This is a genomic window from Streptomyces sp. NBC_01268 (assembly GCF_036240795.1).
Lineage (GTDB): Bacteria > Actinomycetota > Actinomycetes > Streptomycetales > Streptomycetaceae > Streptomyces.
Genome location: NZ_CP108454.1, coordinates 7,240,597 through 7,257,662, shown reverse-complemented (window position 1 = coordinate 7,257,662; position 17,066 = coordinate 7,240,597). Strand labels below are relative to the sequence as shown.

The following is a 17,066-nucleotide window of genomic DNA, read 5'->3' as shown; positions in this document are numbered from 1 at the left end:
CCCTCCTTGCCCGACTCCGCTGTTTCCGTACCCGCCAGGCCGCGCTCCTTCCGCCCGGGCCTGCTCTCGCCGAAGGTGCTGCGCACCGAGGTGCTCGCCGGGCTCGTGGTCGCACTGGCGCTGATACCGGAGGCCATCTCCTTCTCGATCATCGCCGGCGTGGACCCGGCGATCGGCCTGTTCGCCTCCTTCACGATGGCGGTCACGATCGCCGTCGTCGGCGGCCGGCCGGCGATGATCTCCGCCGCCACCGGTGCGGTGGCCCTGGTCATCGCGCCGCTCAACCGGCAGCACGGCTTCGGGTACCTCGTGGCGGCGGTGATCCTGGCCGGGATCCTCCAGATCGTGCTGGGCGCGCTGGGCGTGGGCAGGCTGATGCGATTCATCCCGCGCTCGGTGATGGTCGGTTTCGTCAACTCCCTCGCGATCCTGGTGTTCATGGCCCAGGTGCCGCAGCTGTGGAACGTTCCGTGGGCCGTGTACCCCCTGTTCGCGGCCGGTCTGGCACTCATGGTCCTCTTCCCGAGGATCACCACCGCGGTCCCGGCCCCGCTGGTCTCGATCGTGATCCTCACGGTGATCACCGTCGCCGCGGGCATCGCCGTGCCGACCGTCGGCGACAAGGGCGCGCTCCCGTCCTCGCTGCCGGTCCCCGGACTGCCCGACGTGCCCTTCACGCTCGACACGCTGACCACCGTCGCCCCGTACGCGTTCGCCATGGCGCTCGTCGGGCTGATGGAGTCCCTGATGACCGCGCAGCTGGTCGACGAGATCACCGACACCCGCTCGTCGAAGACCCGCGAGGCCGTCGGGCAGGGCGTCGCGAACATCGTCACGGGCTTCTTCGGCGGTATGGGCGGCTGCGCCATGATCGGCCAGACCATGATCAACGTGAAGGTCTCCGGCGCGCGGACCCGGCTGTCCACCTTCCTCTCCGGCGTGTTCCTGATGGTGCTGTGCATCGTCTTCGGGCCCGTCGTCTCCGACATCCCCATGGCCGCCCTGGTCGCCGTCATGGTGATGGTCTGCTTCGCGACCTTCGACTGGCACTCCGTCGCGCCCAGGACGCTGAAGCGGATGCCGGCGGGCGAGATCACCGTCATGTGCGTCACCGTGGGGTGCGTGGTCGCCACCCACAACCTGGCCGTGGGCGTGGTCACGGGCTCCGTCACCGCGATGATCATCTTCGCCCGGCGCGTCGCCCGCCTCGCGGACGTCACCTCGGTCACCGACCCCGACGGTGGCCAGGCCGTCTACGCGGTCACCGGCCAGCTCTTCTTCGCCTCCTCCAACGAGCTCGTCGGCCGCTTCGACTACGCCGGCGACCCCGACAAGGTCGTCATCGACCTCTCGGCCGCCCACATATGGGACGCCTCCTCGGTGGCGGCACTCGACGCGATCGAGCACCGCTACGCCCAGCGCGGCAAGACCGTGCGGATCACCGGCCTCAACGAACCCAGCGCCCGCCTGCACGACTCCCTCAGCCGCGACCTCACGGCGGCGGGCTGAGAAGACGGCGCCACCGGCCACCTCGCACGGGACCGAGGGCCGAGCGCAGAGAACCGATCCCGGCGGACGGCGCCCTCGTGGCCAGGATCGCCTCCGTCGACGAGTCCGCCGTCGCCGCCACGGGCGAGTCCGCGCCTGCCACCCGCACGTTCCTGCCGGGGCCGAGGCCTGACCGGGACCGCCGCCCCGGCGTCCACGTCGGCCGGCGAGGACCGAGCCGGAACCTCAGCCGGCAGATCACGGCATCGGTGTCCCGGCGGACGGCGTGGGCGACGACCGCGCCTCGCCGGTTCTGCAGCAGTCGCTGCCAGAGGTGCTCCGGCTACGCCTCGGGGACCAGCACGGTCACCCGGGTGGCGGGCTCGGCCGCGCGCAGCTCGCGGACGTACGCGCTGATGGGCCGGCCGAGCGCGCGCCGCTCGGCCGGGAGCCGGACCAGGGGTACGCCCGGGTTCCACAGCGCCCAGTCGCGTTCCAGGGCCTCGGTGGCCACCCGGTCCTCCGGGTCCGGGTGGCACACGGTCACCGCCCGGACCTCGTCGCCGAGCGAGACGGCGGCGGTGAGGGCCTCGCTGGTGAGCCGGGTCAGCGAGGAGACCGGCACGAGGACGAGCGAGCGCTCGCGGTGCGGGGGCTCGGGGACCCGGCCGACGCCCAGGCGCTCGCCGATCCGGCTGTACGCCCGGTGGACGGCCTCGAAGACGAGGACGCGACGGACGCCATCGCGTCGAGCGAGAGCGCGGCGAGTCCGGTGACGGCGGTCAGCTTGTGCCGCGCACCGGTATCGGGAGGCTCGGGATCGGCCGCCTTCTCGGCGGGCGACGTGGTGGGTGCGGTCATGGCCGGGGAACTCCTTCGGATCGAACTCCGCTCAGCGTCGGCCCCCGACCGGCCCGTTTCCGCCCGTCCTGGCGCGTTCCTTGCGCCGCACACCCCGCTCCTGACGGCTTCTTGACGCGGAACAGGCCGCCCGGCCGTCGTCCGCCCGCCGTCCCGGGTGGTGCCGGTGCGGCTGCTCCCGTTGCGGCCGAGGTCGGCCGCAACGGGAGCAGCCGACGGTGCGAGCGGACGGGGTCAGCGCCCGGCGTACGGCAACAGGCCCGTCTCCCGGGCGTTCTTGATGGCGGTGGCGAGGGCGCGCTGCTGCTGGGCGGTCACGTGGGTGACGCGGCGGCTGCGGATCTTGCCGCGGTCGGAGACGAACTTCCGGAGCAGGTCGGTGTCCTTGTAGTCGACGTACGTGACGCCGGCCGCGTCGAGCGGGTTGCGGCGGGACGTCACGGGCTTGCGGGGGTCGGCGCTTCGGGCCATGGGAGGGCTCCTTCGGATGAGCGTGTCAGTGGGGTCGTACGAGGTCAGGCGGCGTCGAGGAGGGAGTCGAAGGCCGCGGGCAGCCGCTTCCACGCCTCGCGCCCCGCCTGGTACTCGGCGTCCGTCAGCAGGCAGGACTCGAGGAGTGCTTCGAGCCCCTCGCGGTCGAGGCCGGGCGAGGTGAAGACGAGGTGCTGGCAGCAGTCGCCGTGTTCGGGGTGCCAGTCGAGGGCGGCTGCCGCCCGGCGGACGGGCGGCACCAGCTCCCAGGCGGCGTCGGGCAGTGACGCCAGCCATGGGCCGGCGTTCTCCACGCACAGCGCTCCGCCTGCCGCGTCCCAGGCGAGCAGGGCGTCGGGACGGTCGGCGAGCCAGAACCGGCCGCGGCTGCGGGCGGCGGCGCAGCACAGGTCCTCGAGCGCCTGGTAGAGCCGTTCCGGGTGGAACGGCCGGTGGCGGCGCCAGACGTAGGTGGTGACGCCTGCCTCGTCGGCGTCCTGGGGCAGGAGCGCGCACGCGGGGTGCTGGGCGGCTGCCGCGGCTTCGACGTCGAAGCCTGCGAACGCGGCTTCGGCGAGCTCGCCGGAGCCGGCCGGGACGCGCCGGGCGGTGGGATGGAGCTGTGCGAGGAGGGCGTGGTCCTCGTCGTCCGCCTGGTCGTTGGCGACGACGGCGAGGACGGGCGCGTACTCCAGTTGGCGGGCCCAGGTGTCGCCGACGGTCCGCCGGTCGGTGGGGGCGGCGGCCAGGCCGGCCTCGGCGAGGTCGTCGCCGTTGCCCAGGCAGGGCAGGACGAGCGCGGGGTCCACGGCGGTGATCACGTTCGTCAGGGCAAGGCGGGCGCCGCCGTGGGCGGCGATGACCTCCGCCATGCCCTTCGGTTCGACCGAGTCCCACAGCTCGACCACGGCGAGCCGGGTCAGACCGCCGTCCGCCATCCGTTCCAGTTCCGGGACGAGGTCTTCGCGCAGCGCGCAGCAGGCACAGTCGTTGACCAGCGGGGTGTGGCCGCAGGAGACGGTGCCGGAGGCGTCGCGGACGAGGCGCAGCACCGTGCCCTCGGGTGCTCGGGCGAGATCGTGGTGGAGCGCGACGCTTCCCGGAACGGTCCGCAGGAGGCGTTCGACGACTTCCTTGCGGGCGTCGGCGTGGAGCCCGGCGACGATCACGACGGGCATCCGGTGTCCCCGGTCCATCAACGGGCTCCGTAGCGGCGCTGGAACTTCTCGACGCGGCCGGCGGTGTCGAGGACGCGGGCGGTGCCCGTGGAGAAGGGGTGGCTCGCCGAGGAGATCTCGACGTCGACGACCGGGTAGGTGTGGCCGTCCTCCCATGCGACGGTCTTGTCGCCGGTCATCGTGGAGCGGGTGAGGAAAGCGGTGCCGGAGGCGGGGTCGCGGAAGACGACGGGCTCGTAGGCGGGGTGGATTCCGGGCTTCATGGCAGGACCTTTCGGGGTCGGGGTCGGGGTTCGCGGGTCGGGCGGGGAGGGTCAGCGCTCTTCGCGGAAGTCGACGTGCCGGCCGACCACGGGGTCGTACTTGCGGAGCACCAGGCGGTCGGGGTCGTTGCGCCGGTTCTTGCGCGTCACGTAGGTGAACCCGGTGCCCGCCGTGGAGCGGAGCTTGATGACGGGGCGGATCTCGTTGCGTGCCATGCCCGGTAGTATATGGGAACGGTTTTCATTTCCAATACCGTACCGTGAGCAGCACACCGAGCCAGCAGGAAAGGTGGCGGCAGCCATGTCAGCCCACTGTCAACTCACCGGCGCCAAGACGGGATTCGGCAACACCATCTCCCACTCCCACCGACGCACCTCGCGTCGCTTCGACCCGAACGTCCAGCGCAAGCGCTACTGGCTGGCCGGCGAGGGCCGACACGTCCGCCTGACGCTCAGCGCCAGGGCGATCAGGACGGTGGACGCGATCGGCATCGAGGCCGCCGTGGCACGCATCCGCGCACGAGGCGGGAAGGTCTGATGGCCAAGCGGAGCAGGATCGCGAAGAACGACCAGCGCAGGGAGACCGTCGAGCGGTACGCCGCCCGGCGGGCCGAACTCAAGGACGTCATCCGCCGCCCGTCCTCCACGACGGCCGAACGGGACGCCGCACGCGCGGAGTTGCGACGCCAGCCACGCGACGCCAGCGCCACGCGCGTACGCAACCGCGACAGCGTGGACGGCCGCCCCCGCGGCTACCTGCGCAGGTTCGGCCTCTCCCGCGTACGGACACGCGAGGCGGCCCACGCCGGCTTCCTGCCAGGGGTCGTCAAGTCCTCCTGGTAGGAGGGGACCCGACACCGGTCCGACTCTCGTCCGCGTGCGGAACCCTGCCGGCCCAGGGGCCCAGGGCCGCACGCGGACACGCGAGCGACCGAGTCGCACCTCCTGAGCCGTCAGCTCTTCTGAGGATCGTCACCCCCAAGGACGACCGCCGTTCCGGCCTTGCCGTTCAGGATGAGGTGGAGGACGAGGTACACGGCCATCCCGATGACCAGTCCGATGCTGTACCAGGCGAACATGGAACCGTCCGCAGGGAGCGACGAAGTTGGTGACGAATCCGGCCATGGTCGATGCCACGACCTCCGCCGTGTAACAGGCGTTGAGGAGGACGAGCGGCCGGCGGCCCTCCCCATGGTTCTCGGCCACTTGTCGCGGGCCCACACCGCGATGTCGTCCCTGGTCAGCGTCCGGTCGGGAAAGACCAGGGCCTGTGTTCGCCCCAAGGGGCCCGTGCTCTCGCAGTGGCCGAGCAGGTAGACGATGTCCATGTCGGACGGTTCGAGCGCGTCTCGCAGCTGCTCGGCCTGCCGCAATGGACTGTCCCTCGTGGTCGCGAGGCGGGCCGGCCGGGCGGCTACGCGCTCCAGATGACGGTCGACCAGGTCCGCGTCCAGCCGCGTTCCGACACCGGTCACGATGGTCGGATGGACCGCGGACGTCGTGATGACGTGATGACGTGATCAAGGGACCGCTGTCCCGGCGGGGGCTCCGGCACCTCGAGGATGTGCGCGAGGCCCCAGAAACCGAAGGGGCACAGGAACGCCCGCCCGGGTTGTTCCGCCAGGGCTCTCTCGTGTTCACCGAGATGGGGGCATGCGGCGGGTGGGGGCCAAGCACCGTTGCCGTCTGGACCGTACTCGTCGACGGACGGGCACATCGCCGTGCCCGCCTCTGGATGCTCCAGGGGCAGTTCGTACAGGATCTGCCAGGGAATGACGAAGGGATGCCGGACGGTTCGGGCGATCTGTACGACCGGCGGCCTGCCGCGGGCCCGGGCCTCGTGCTGCAGCATCGGGGCGAGTTCCCGGCTGGCGGGCGTGTTGAACAGCTGGTTGAAGAGCGTTCGACCCAGGACGGCCACGTGGAGCAGGGAATCACGGTACTCGTTCGTCGGGACGTCGACGTCCGGATAGAGGGGTGCCCATCCACCTTTGCGTGTGGTGAAGTGCCTCGCGATGAGTTCCTCGCGGGCCTGCACCACTGCGCCGTTCCCCTGCCCGTCGCTCGCTCTGAACCCGAAGGCGCTGTTCCTTCCCGCCGACCGTACGCCCGGCGCTCCGATCCCGTTGATGATCAGGTGCTCAGCGTCCTCGGTCACACTCGCGGTTCGATCGGTGAGGTCGGGCAGCCGGTCGAAGGAATGCAGGAGCCGATAGGTGACGCGGGCAGCGGCTCCTGGGCCCTGCGCCACGTCCAGATCCACACGCTGAATGTGCACGACCGCCACCCCGAGGTAGATCAGCACATTGAAGCTGAGCGCCCCCGGCTGCGTATGCGGTGGGATCTCGAACTCAGCCAGGTCCTGATGGGCCGCGCTGCACCGGTCATGGCCGAACGCGGTGGAGTCGGGGAGCGCGTCCGCGGTCGGACAGGTGAATGCCGGCCCGTCGTCGGGCAGGTACAGATGGCGGTGCTGGACGGACGCCCCCCCGGGGGGCGACGTGTTCGAGGTAGACATCGACCCGTCGCGCCCGTCGGCCGAGTACCTCGTGGGGAATCGAGGAACCCTCGCCGAGGAGGCTGTCCTGCCTGCGCGGCCCGATGCCGATTCCAAGAACGTAGGCGGTGTCGACATCGAGGCTTACGACGGTGGTGATCGGCGCCCGGTCGACGATCCGCTGCACCACGGTATTGACGTGGCGAGGCTCCGAGGCATCCGGAGACGGGATCGGCTCACCGATGGTCGGCAGCTGATGGGCGAGGTCGCTGGTCAGCGCGAGGACCCCGGGCTCCGTCCACCCGTCGGCGATGGCTCGGGCCCATCGGGAGTCATCGGCAGCGGACCCTTCACGTCCCACTACGACAACCACCTGAGGCTCGTAGGAGGTGATCTCACGCCGTACGCGCTCGATTTCGGCCGGATCGAAGGGCAGCGCCGGCCGCACCCAGACGACGGACCGCCCGGACGCATCCGCACGGGACGCATGACTCAACCTGATCCGGGTGGCTGATACTTCGACCTGCACCACCCAGTCGGATGCGGATGCTGAACCGAAGGCCTCCGACACATCCTGTTCTGACCCAATCGCGATCAGGAATTCATCCTGCCCGCTGAGGTTGGCCAGCCGCTCACGCAACAGCGTGAACTCGTCGGAGGCTTCACTGGAGAAGTCCCAGGTATCCCTGGTGCCGGATTCCACCGTCGGATCCCACGGAGAACGAGACGACCTCCGAGCCCTTCACATTCTGGTGGTGCCCCGCGCATGACGCTCAGGTGACGCCGGGTAGGCAAGGCGCCTGATGTCCCGTCAGCGGGAGGGGCGATAACCCGCCCCTCCCGTCGGCGCGCCGGACGTCGGAGGCATGACCGAGCGCCCCCTCGCGCCCCGCCCAGTCGAAGGAGAGCCCGGGTCAGCGCACCCGGCCCCGTGCCTTCAGCGGTGTCGCCGGAACCTCGGGGGCGTCCAGGCGGTCGCCGTCGTAGCCCTTGACCTCGCCGAAGCGGCCGGTGGTCATCCAGTCCTCGCGGGCCTGGCGGATCTCCTCGTCGGTGCGGCCGACGAAGTTCCACCACATCACGATCTCCTCCTCGAACGGCTCGCCGCCCAGGAGCATGAGGCCCGCGTCGGACTCGGCGCGCAGGGGGAGCTCGCTGCGGCCGCAGCCGAGGTAGAGCATGGAGCCGGGGAGGACGGGGACGCCGTCGACGTGGGCCTCGCCGGACATGGCGAGGACCGCGTACTCGAAGTCCGGCTCCAGGGGGAGGCGGACCTCGGCGCCGGCGGTGAGGGTCAGGTCGGCGCCGGTGATCGGGGTGTACGCCGTGCCCGGGGAGACCGCGCCGGCGAGCTCGCCGAGGATCACCGTGGCGGTGAGGCCGGGGGCCGTGACGTGCGGGAGTTCGGCGTGGTGCTGGAAGTGGGGTTCGACGTGCCGGTGGGCCTCGGGGAGGGCGACCCAGAGCTGTGCGCCGTGCAGGTAGCGGGCGTGCCGGCGGGGGCTCTCCTCGGAGTGGGAGATCGCCCGGCCGGAGGTCATCAGGCCCAGTTCGCGCGGCCCGATGGCCTGCAGGCTGCCGGTGGAGTCGCGGTGCAGGACCTCGCCCTCGTGCAGCCAGCTGACGGTCTGCAGCCCCATGTGCGGGTGGGGCGGAACCTGCATGCCGGGTTCCTCGGCGATGTCGTCGGGGCCGTAGTGGTCGACGAAGGACCAGGCGCCGACCATGCGGCGGCCGAGGTTGGGGAGCAGGCGGCGCACCTCGGTCGATTCGCCGAGCTGGACGTGGCGGGGGCTGAGGAGTTCCCGTACCGGCTCGGCGACGACGAATCCGCGTCCGCCGCAGACCTGGAGGGCGGCCTGGCGATCAAGATTGCTCATGGCGTTCAACCTATTCCTGTCAGGGCGCCGTAGGTCCCCGGTACGGCGTGGACCCGCGCCGCAATATTGGTGGAATGTTCAAACACAGGGCGGTGTTGTACGGGCACAGGGACGTCCACCCCAGGATTTCCACCCACAGGAGAGAGAGCCGGAGCAGTGAGCGAGGAGACGTACTACGAGTTCGGGACGGCGGGCGAGCGGTGGGACCGCGCGCAGCTGTTCTTCGAGGCGAAGGAGTACCTGACGGCCGTACGCATCCTGCGCGGTCTGGTCGCCGAACACCCGGACCAGACGGCCCAGCGACTGCTGCTCGCCCGTGCGTACTACCACTCCGCCCAGCTCTCCCGTGCCGAGGAGGAGCTCCGGACCGTCCTGGAGCGCGACCCGGTCGAGCACTACGCCCGGCTGATGCTCGGCCGCACGCTGGAGCGGCAGGGCAAGGCGGCGGAGGCCGCGCCGCATCTGCGGCTGGCCGCGGCGATGGCGGGTGAGCTGCCGGAGTGACCGGCCGCGCGCCGGTCGCGCTCATGCCTTGAACCGGAGGTCGGCGGCGCCCTTGAGCAACGGGGCGTCGTTGGCCTCCGTCCATTCCCGGTGCTCGAGAAGGTCCTGGACGGGTCGAGTTCGCCGTGGCGATCACCGTGCCCGGCTGCACCGCCGAGGGATAGCGCCGTGTGGGAGCTGGTGCGGGAGTAGGCGGTCGGGAGCGGGTCGCCCGCGACGCCCTCCCAGCGGGCGGGCGGCACGGGGTAGCGGCCGAGGGAGTCCGGTCCGGCGGGTGCGGCGAGGTCGCCGGGGCGCCAGAACTCGGGCGAGGCGAAGTACAGCATCTCGTCGACGTCGAAGATCTGCCGGATGAGCTGAGTGCCGCTCCTCCTTGGGCAGGTCCTCTGCGGGGCGCGGCCGGACCTTGCTGAGCAGGGTGCTCCTGTCCCGCACGGCGGCGGCGTACGCCTTGCGCTGGAGGGCGGCGACGTCCTTCCCGTACTGCGCCGTCGCCGCCTCGTACGCCACCTGGGCCGGGTTCACCGGGGGCGGCTCCCAGCGCAGCTGGAGGGTGAAGGTGATGACCGCGGTGCCGCCGAAGTGCACGTTGTCTGCGCGGACCTGGAAGCGGCCGGTGTCGGGGCGCTGGATGACGTACTTCACCAGGAACTTGGCGTCGGTGCCGTGCCCGTTCTTCGCGGAGACGAACTGGACGAAGTCCGGGTTGGTGTCCCTCGGCGCGACCGTCTCCGCGGGCGGCTCCTTCGCCGGCGTCTCCCACGCCGACGCCAGCGCCAGCTACGTGTCGGTGGCGTGGGACTCCTTGACGGCGTCGGCCACGTCGTTCCGGTCGGTCAGGGTCTCCTCGGACTTGCGGGTGGTCTCCTCGGACTGGCTCGCGGTCCGCTCGACCAGGGTCCGGCGCGTGGTGGTCTCGACGAGCTCCACCATGCCCCCGGGGCTGAGCCAGAGGTGGCCCGCGGGCGCACCGAGGAAGGCGGCCGCCCGACGCGCACCGGCCCCGGCACCGGCGCGGTCAGCACCCGCACCGGGCCCGTGGGGCCGCCGGCGGTGGTGCCGAACGGGGTCACCGTCCAGGGCTGACCGGGGCCGCGGGTGACCAGGAGCAGGTCCCGGTCCGACTCGGTCGGCGGCGCGACGAAGGAGAGCGTCAGCGCACCGGTCCCCGCCACCGACCGGCCCGCGTACTGGTGGCCCGAGCCGGGGTCCGCCTCGATGAAGGCGCCGTCGAGGGCCGCCACTCCGGGGAAGAGCGCCGGATCGCGCAGGTCGACGTCGGCCGGGAGGGCGAGGGCGATCCGCTGCCCGGGGCGGAGGTCGGCGGGGCCCGACGGCTGCACCCGGTACGACCAGATCTGGTACCAGGAGCCCGCGGTGGGCAGCGGGGTCCTTCCGGCGAAGGTGACGACGATCGACATGACGTGCCTCCCGGCGTGATCACGGCGGACGGGCGGGTGTCAGGGCGCTGCGTGCTCAGGGTCGGGCGACGGGCCGGGCGGTGTCACCGGCTTGGCAGAGACGCGCCACGGGGTCGCCACGGGGTCGCCACGCGAAGACACGCCGGGTACCCGTGAGGGGTATCCGCCCCCGCGTTCGGTATCGTCGGGGCAGGAGGTCGAAGACGTGCACGTGGGACGGGCGGGACGCAGCGCCACACGAGCGGGAGGTGCCCTGGCGCACCTGCTGCTCGTCGTCGTGCTCGCGCTCGGCGTCTTCGTGATGCACTCGGTCGGGCACCCGGAGGGGTCCTCGGGGAACGACACGATGACCACGACGGCGGGGACCGTCCCGCACGTCGCCGCCCCGGCCGAGCCGACGCGGGCGACGCGGCACCACGAGACCGCCTCCCCGGGGATGCCGGCGGGCGAGGCCACGTACGGATCCGCGTACGGATCCACGCATGACGCCACGTACGGGTCCACGCGTGCCGCCACCCACGGCTCGACCCACGGTTCCGGCATGGGGATGGACATGACCACGCTCTGCGTGGCCGTCCTCGGCGTCTGGCTGCTCGCCGCCCTCCTCAGGGCCGCCCTCGGCCGCCGCGCGGACGGGATCGCCCCGCTGCTGTCGCGGCTGCTGCCCTTCCTGGGCCCGAACGCCCCGCCGCGCCCGCCCGACCTCGCCCAGCTGTCGATCCTGCGGATCTAGGCCGTATCGCCACCGCGGGCGCCTCGCGCCGCCCGCAGACGTGCACGGCCCGTCCACGAAACGAACGACAGCACACACGAGGTGTGACACACATGCGTGCCTTCACGACCCGAACGACCCGTACGACCCGTACGACCCGTACGACCCGCAAGCTGGCGATGACCGGCGCCGTCGCGGCGGCAGGACTGCTGCTCGCCGCCTGCTCGGGCTCCGACTCCGGCTCCGGCTCCGGCTCCGGCGACGCCATGGGCGGCATGGAGCACGGCGGGAAGACGTCCGCTTCCGCATCGGCGTCCTCGTCGGCCGGGTCCTTCAACGACGCGGACGTGATGTTCGCGCAGATGATGATCCCGCACCACGAGCAGGCCCTGAAGATGGCCGAGCTGGCCGACGGGCGTGCCGAGGACGCCGAGATCAAGAAGCTGGTCGGCGAGATCGAGAAGGCCCAGGACCCCGAGATCCGCAAGATGAAGGGCTGGCTCTCGACCTGGGGGAAGCCCGAGAGCATGAGCGGTGGCGGCCACGGCATGGCCGGGATGATGTCCGACGCGGACATGACGGCTCTCGCCGCCACGAAGGGCAAGGCCTTCGACCGCAAGTTCGCCGAGCTGATGATCGCCCACCACGAGGGTGCGGTGGAGATGGCGAAGACCGAGCAGAAGAACGGCAGCGACGCGGCGGCCAAGAAGGTGGCCGACGACGTGGTCCGGACCCAGGCCGCCGAGATCGCGCAGCTGAAGAAGATCCTCGAACGGCTCTGACGAACGGCTCTGACGAACGGCTCAGCCGGGTTGGATCCAGGATCCGAAAGACAGGACCAGGATCCTGGATCCGAAGTCCTGGATCCAACCCACCCTCCTCTGCCCTTCCCCAGGCGGCCCCGCACCCCGGTGCGGGGCCGCCCCTCCCCCGTACCCCTGGGACCACAGACACATGAAGAAGCACCGCGCCGCACTCGCCGCCGCGCTCACCACGGCGCTCGCCCTCGCCCTGACCGCCTGCGGCTCCGACGAGGCGCCCGGCTCGGAGGCGGGCTCCGACGCCTCCACGGCGCTCAGCCACATCCATGGCGTCGGTACCGCCGGCGGCAAGCTGTACGTCGCCACCCACGAGGGCGTCTACACGCCCGGAGCCGACGGGCGGCCCGCGCTGGTAGGTGACCGGAAGGACGATTTCATGGGGTTCACGGTGACCCCGGAGGGCTCTTTCCTCGCCAGCGGCCACCCGGCCCCCGGCACGGACGGCCCGTCGAACCTCGGCCTGATCTCCTCCACCGACAAGGGCACCTCCTGGACCACCAGGTCGCTCGCCGGCGAGGTCGACTTCCACTCCCTCGACACCTCCGCCGACGCGACCGTCTACGGCTACGACAGCAGCAACGGGCGGCTGCGGGTCAGCCGCGACGGGCTCGCCTGGGAGGATCGCGCCGAGTTGGAGGTCCTGGACATCGCCGTCGCTCCCGCCACCCCCGGCACCGTGCTCGCCACCACCGAGCGGGGCGTGGTCCGCAGCACCGACGGCGGGCGCACCTTCGGCAGGCCGCTCTCCGGGCAGCTCGTCGCCTACGTGTCGTGGGGCGCCCCGGACGCACTGTTCGGCGTCGACCCCGAGGGGGTGCTGCTGCGCAGCGCGGACGCGGGCGCCACCTGGAGCCGGGTGTCCACCGTGCCGGGCGGCGCGCCGCAGGCGCTGACCGCCGTGGACGGGCGCCGGGTCCTCGCGGCGACCCGGGACGGGGTGTACGAGTCGGTGGACGGCGGGAAGTCGTTCACCCGTCGGATGGCGGTGACGTCGGGCGGCGACGGCCACTGAGGACCACCGCCGCCCGTGCGGGGGGACGGGCGCCCGTCCCCCCGCTCAGTAGCCGATCCGCACGCCGGTGACGGCGTGCCGGTCGGTGCGGCCGCCGGTGGTGCCGCTGAAGCCGACGAGGACGTTCTTCGGGAGGGTCACGGCCACGTCGATGACCCGGGCGCCGTCGACACTCACCTGGAGGCGGCCGGTGGAGGTGACGACGGCGTCGACGGTGTGGCTGCCGGTGCGCAGGTTGGGGACGTTCGTCGCGGTGGCCGCGTAGGTGAGGGTGGTGCCGCTGCCTCCGGTGGCGACCGCGACGAAGTTCGCCGAGGGGTCGTTGGCGCCGTTGTCGAAGGTGTCGAGCGTGACGGCGACGCCCGGCAGTCCGGCGAAGCCGAGGCTGCCGCCGCTGTTGACGGCCAGCGCCTTGGGGGTGGCGCGGCTCGCGTCGAGCAGGAGCAGCGCGAGTCCGTCGGCGCCGGTGCCGCCGCCGATGGTGGCGGTGAACCGGGCCTTCAGCTGGGCCGAGGGCACGGCGGTTGCCTGGAGGGCGGAGCCGCGCTGGTAGGTCTGGACGGGGGTGAGTTCGAGGGTGGTGCCGGACAGCTTGGCGCTGCTGTTGTACGTCCATCCGTTGGGGCCGGGCGGCGGCACCGCGTACGCCGGGGCGGTGATCGTGGCCCGGCGGACGGCGTGGATGTCGGTCCTGCCGCCGGTGGATCCGGTGAAGGCGAGGAAGGCGGTGGGCGGCAGCGAGGCCACGCTGGTGCTGAGCCGCTGGGTGCCGTCGACGGAGACGGTGAGGGTGCGTCCGGTGACCGCCACGTCCACGGTGTGGCCGCCCGAGCGGAGGTTGGGCACGCTCGTCGTGGTCGAGGCGTAGGTGAGGGCGTCGCCGCTGCCCGAGGTGGCGATGCCGACGAAGTTGGCCGAGGGGTCGTTCGTGCCGTTGTCGTAGGTGTCGAAGGTGACGGCCGTGCCCGGCAGGCCGGAGTAGCCGAGTCCGCCGCCCCCGGCGCCCAGGGCGCCCGGGGTGGTCCTGGCCGGGTCGAGGAGGGCGAAGGAGAGTCCGTCGGCGCCGTCGCCGCCGCCGATGACGGTGGTGAAGGTGGCCTTGAGGCCGTCGGTGAGCACGGGCACGGGCCACACGGCGGTGCCGCGCTGGCCGGGGGTGGCCTGGGTGAGCTGGAGGTCGCCGCCGGAGATCAGGGCGTTGCCGTTGAGCTTCCAGCCGCCGGCGTCGGGCCCGGGGACGGTGACGCCGCTGCCGGCGGCTCCGGTGCCGGAGAGGCTCTCGTCCAGGGCGCCGTGTCCGTCGTCGGAGGTGAGGGCGTAGGCGGCCTGGACGGTGCCGAGGGAGGTCGGCGAGAAGGTGACGGCCTGGTGGACGACGTCCTCGGGACCGAGGACCTGGCCCTCGCTGAGGGGGTTGGTGACGTGGAAGGGGGCGGCGGGCGGCTTGGCCTTGGTGATGGTGAGCGGGATGTTGCCGGTGTTGCTGATGTCGAAGGTCTTGGTCACGGACTGACCGACCTTCACCGACCCGAACGCCGTCGAGGTGGGGGTGATGGTCAGGCGGGCCTCGCCGGTGACGGCGCTGCCCGTGAGGTCCACGGTCGCGGTGCCGTTCTGGCCGGTCACGGAGAGGGTGCCGGTGTCGTTGCCGCTGCTGGTGGGGGCGTACGCGACCTGGACGGAGACGGACTGCTGGGGCTGGACGACGGTGCCGTCGGCCGGCAGGCCCGCGGCGCTGAACGGGGCGCCGGGCGAGGCGGTCGCGGAGACCGTCTCGGGCTGGGTGCCGGTGTTGGTGAAGGTGACGCCGAGGGACTTCTCGGTGGTGGTGGGCACGGTGCCGAAGTCGAGCGTCGTCGGCGCGGCGACGAGGCCGGGCCGGGTGCCGTATCCGGTGAGGCCGAGGGCGCTGTCGCCGAGGTCGGTGGCGAAGGTGAGGACCGAGCTGTCCGGTCCTGGCGCGGTCGGCGTGAAGGACACCGGCACGGAGAAGGTGTCGCCGTTGTGCAGGGTGCGGGGCAGCCCGGTGGGGCTCGCGGTGAAGGCGCCTCCGGACGGGGTGGTGACGGCGCTGACGGTCACGTCGCGGGTGGCGGTGACCGTCGCCGTCGCGCCGCCGGTCGAGCCGACGGCGACCTTGCCGAAGTCGACGGGGGCGGCGGTGAGGGCGGTGTTGGCGGGGCGGCCGAAGGCGAGGACGTGCCCGTCGCGGGTGCCGACGTAGATCCGGCCGCCGTCGGTGGCGGGCACCGTGAACTTGGCGGCGGTCCCGATCGGCGCGGACCAGCGCAGCTTCAGCGCGCCGTTCACGGGGACGGCGTCGTACGCGCGCAGCCGGCCGTTGGCGCCGTTGGAGCCGTCCGCGTGGATGGCCCAGACGAGCGCGGAGCCGGGGTTGGTGCCGGTGGAGGTGATCACGGGCGAGCCGGAGGTGTAGCCGAAGCTCTCCGTGCTGCTCCCGGTGTTGGTGAGCGCGGGTTGGCCGGAGCCGGTGAGGCCGTACGCGAAGGCGCGCAGCGGGCCGCGGGAGCCGATCGTGTAGACGTAGCCGCCCTGTCCGCCGTACACCCCCGGGTGACCCCACACGCCCTCGTACGGTCCGAAGGTGCCGAGGACCTTGTCGGTGCCGCCGGGGCCTTGGGAGCGCCCGCCCAGGTCGTCGCGGTCGAGGAGGAAGAGCCGGCCGTCCTTGCCGATCTGCGCGAGCAGTTTGGGGTGGCTGCTGGTGCCGAAGGGGGTGCCGGGGAGGGCGACGGGGCCGCCGGAGCCCAGGTCGGTGTCGTTGAGGTCGAGCTGGTTGGCGTTGGACGGGCTGAAGAAGTCCTGCGCGGACAGGGTGCCGTCGCTGTTGACGCCGAGCCGGACGACGGATTCCGACAGCTGCCCGGGCGGCATGCCGCCGGGGCCGGGGGCGGGGGTGACGCCGTTGCCGGTGCTGAGGATGATCCGGCCGGGCCCGTCGGAGACGAGGCCGCCGCCGCTCATCCAGATGCCCGCCATGCCGTTGGCGGAGGAGTCCTCGCTGGCCCACAGGGTCGTCTTGCGGGTCGAGGTGTTGACGCCGAGGACGTAACCGACGTACGGACCGTGGTCGCAGTGCGAGGCGAAGGCCGCGTAGACGGAGCCGCCCATGAGGAGCAGCCCGGGACGCTGTGCGGCGGTGTACGGGTTGAAGGCGCGCCCCGGGTCGTTGGAGGGCGAGCCGGCGACCTTGACGGGCCAGCCGCTGCGCTCGGCGCCGGTCGCGGGGTCGACGGCGTGCACGTACCAGTTGGGGTGCTGGTCGTCGGCCCCGTCGTTCACCTTGGAGGTGAGGTAGAGGGCGTTGCTCGTGGGGTCGTACACGGGGGTCGAGGTGACGCCGATGTTCGGCACCAGGTCGCCGCAGCTGATGGCGGCGGCGGGCCACGCGGGGCCCAGGTCGCGGGTCCACGTAACGGCCCCGGAGGCGGCGTCGAGTCCGTAGACCTTGTTGTTCTCGGTGGCGACGACGAGGGTGTCGCCGACGACGAGGGGCTGCGCGTAGACCTGGCCGTCGACGGCGGTCGAGAACTGCTGGCCGAAGTCGGAGCTGGACACCTGGTCGGGGGCGAGGCCGGGTTCGTCCTGGTCCCAGCCGGTGCGGAAGTCGTCGTGCGAGACGGTGGTCTGGTCGGCGGCGACACCCCGTCCGACGGGGACCGGTGCGGGCGGTGTGCGGTCCGCGCCGGCCGCGCCGGGCCCCGACCACCCTCCCGCGCCCAGGATCAGACACATCGTCAGCATCCTGGCGAGCACCCTGCGTCTGCCGGTCATCGCGTCCACCTTCACATGCGCGCAGCGGCGGCGAGCCGGTGTGTGCGCGGCCCGCCGTGGCCATGATGCAGCCATGGTGGAGTGAGCCTGCCGCACGCGGACTCCGCGACGTGGGGGACTCGGCCCACTTCACCTGGTCGGGTGGTCCGGCCGCGTCCTGGTG

The 17,066-nt window shown here is 72.2% G+C and carries 17 protein-coding genes and 1 pseudogene; 7 read left to right on the top strand and 11 right to left on the bottom strand.

The window, feature by feature from the left end; genetic code table 11:
- Positions 1-6 precede the first annotated feature (6 nt).
- Entirely contained in the window at positions 7-1,509 is a 1,503-nt protein-coding gene (locus OG309_RS32695) for a SulP family inorganic anion transporter (RefSeq protein WP_329426439.1), read from the top strand.
- 214 nt (positions 1,510-1,723) lie between these two features.
- On the opposite strand, the pseudogene OG309_RS32690 reads toward OG309_RS32695, so the two are convergent.
- The 5 genes and pseudogenes from OG309_RS32690 to rpmG form a co-directional block, all read right to left on the bottom strand.
- Positions 1,724-2,218: pseudogene (locus OG309_RS32690) on the bottom strand (amino acid permease); the annotation flags it as partial.
- Positions 2,219-2,583: 365 nt separating this feature from the next.
- A complete protein-coding gene (rpsR, locus tag OG309_RS32685; RefSeq protein ID WP_329426437.1) occupies positions 2,584-2,820 on the bottom strand; it encodes a 30S ribosomal protein S18 in 237 nt (78 codons plus the stop codon).
- Between the two features lie 44 nt (positions 2,821-2,864).
- On the bottom strand, positions 2,865-4,016 hold the full coding sequence (locus OG309_RS32680; RefSeq protein WP_329426435.1) for a CobW family GTP-binding protein: 1,152 nt from the start codon (positions 4,014-4,016) through the stop codon (positions 2,865-2,867).
- A complete protein-coding gene (locus OG309_RS32675; protein WP_329426433.1) occupies positions 4,016-4,261 on the bottom strand; it encodes a type B 50S ribosomal protein L31 in 246 nt (81 codons plus the stop codon). The genes OG309_RS32680 and OG309_RS32675 overlap by 1 nt, the downstream gene beginning before the upstream one ends.
- 51 nt (positions 4,262-4,312) lie before the next feature.
- Positions 4,313-4,477: a 50S ribosomal protein L33 gene (gene rpmG / locus OG309_RS32670; RefSeq protein WP_099198435.1), complete on the bottom strand. Its 165-nt coding sequence runs from the start codon at positions 4,475-4,477 to the stop codon at positions 4,313-4,315.
- A gap of 85 nt (positions 4,478-4,562) precedes the next feature.
- On the opposite strand from rpmG, the gene rpmB reads away from it, so the two are divergent.
- Together rpmB and rpsN are read left to right on the top strand one after the other, a co-directional pair.
- Positions 4,563-4,799 (top strand): 50S ribosomal protein L28, encoded by a 237-nt coding sequence (gene rpmB / locus OG309_RS32665; protein WP_329426427.1) that lies wholly within the window; start codon positions 4,563-4,565, stop codon positions 4,797-4,799.
- On the top strand, positions 4,799-5,104 hold the full coding sequence (gene rpsN / locus OG309_RS32660; protein ID WP_329426425.1) for a 30S ribosomal protein S14: 306 nt from the start codon (positions 4,799-4,801) through the stop codon (positions 5,102-5,104). The genes rpmB and rpsN overlap by 1 nt, the downstream gene beginning before the upstream one ends.
- 110 nt (positions 5,105-5,214) lie before the next feature.
- Here rpsN and OG309_RS32655 read toward each other — a convergent pair whose 3' ends face one another.
- The 4 genes from OG309_RS32655 to OG309_RS32640 form a co-directional block, all read right to left on the bottom strand.
- The gene (locus tag OG309_RS32655; protein WP_329426423.1) at positions 5,215-5,736 is read right to left on the bottom strand and encodes a hypothetical protein; all 522 of its coding nucleotides are present in this window, start codon (positions 5,734-5,736) and stop codon (positions 5,215-5,217) included.
- The gene (locus OG309_RS32650) at positions 5,733-6,566 is read right to left on the bottom strand and encodes a hypothetical protein (protein ID WP_329426421.1); all 834 of its coding nucleotides are present in this window, start codon (positions 6,564-6,566) and stop codon (positions 5,733-5,735) included. The genes OG309_RS32655 and OG309_RS32650 overlap by 4 nt, the downstream gene beginning before the upstream one ends.
- 79 nt (positions 6,567-6,645) lie before the next feature.
- Positions 6,646-7,461, bottom strand: a complete 816-nt coding sequence (locus OG309_RS32645; RefSeq protein WP_329426419.1) for a hypothetical protein — start codon at positions 7,459-7,461, stop codon at positions 6,646-6,648.
- 211 nt (positions 7,462-7,672) lie between these two features.
- A complete protein-coding gene (locus tag OG309_RS32640) occupies positions 7,673-8,638 on the bottom strand; it encodes a pirin family protein (RefSeq protein ID WP_329426418.1) in 966 nt (321 codons plus the stop codon).
- 156 nt (positions 8,639-8,794) lie between these two features.
- Between OG309_RS32640 and OG309_RS32635 the strand changes: the two genes are divergently transcribed.
- Positions 8,795-9,142: a tetratricopeptide repeat protein gene (locus OG309_RS32635; RefSeq protein ID WP_329426416.1), complete on the top strand. Its 348-nt coding sequence runs from the start codon at positions 8,795-8,797 to the stop codon at positions 9,140-9,142.
- An 836-nt stretch (positions 9,143-9,978) separates the two neighbouring features.
- On the opposite strand, the gene OG309_RS32630 is transcribed toward OG309_RS32635, so the two are convergent.
- The gene (locus OG309_RS32630; RefSeq protein WP_329426414.1) at positions 9,979-10,563 is read right to left on the bottom strand and encodes a hypothetical protein; all 585 of its coding nucleotides are present in this window, start codon (positions 10,561-10,563) and stop codon (positions 9,979-9,981) included.
- A 205-nt stretch (positions 10,564-10,768) separates the two neighbouring features.
- Here OG309_RS32630 and OG309_RS32625 point away from each other — a divergent pair, with 205 nt between their 5' ends.
- The 3 genes from OG309_RS32625 (at position 10,769) to OG309_RS32615 (ending at position 13,108) form a co-directional block, all read left to right on the top strand.
- The gene (locus OG309_RS32625; RefSeq protein WP_329426412.1) at positions 10,769-11,296 is read left to right on the top strand and encodes a hypothetical protein; all 528 of its coding nucleotides are present in this window, start codon (positions 10,769-10,771) and stop codon (positions 11,294-11,296) included.
- Between the two features lie 92 nt (positions 11,297-11,388).
- Positions 11,389-12,057, top strand: coding sequence for a DUF305 domain-containing protein (locus tag OG309_RS32620; RefSeq protein ID WP_329426410.1), 669 nt, complete (start codon positions 11,389-11,391; stop codon positions 12,055-12,057).
- Positions 12,058-12,229: 172 nt separating this feature from the next.
- The gene (locus OG309_RS32615) at positions 12,230-13,108 is read left to right on the top strand and encodes a F510_1955 family glycosylhydrolase (protein WP_329426408.1); all 879 of its coding nucleotides are present in this window, start codon (positions 12,230-12,232) and stop codon (positions 13,106-13,108) included.
- Positions 13,109-13,153: 45 nt separating this feature from the next.
- Here OG309_RS32615 and OG309_RS32610 read toward each other — a convergent pair whose 3' ends face one another.
- Entirely contained in the window at positions 13,154-16,903 is a 3,750-nt protein-coding gene (locus tag OG309_RS32610; RefSeq protein WP_329426406.1) for a choice-of-anchor D domain-containing protein, read from the bottom strand.
- Between the last annotated feature and the right edge of the window lie 163 nt (positions 16,904-17,066).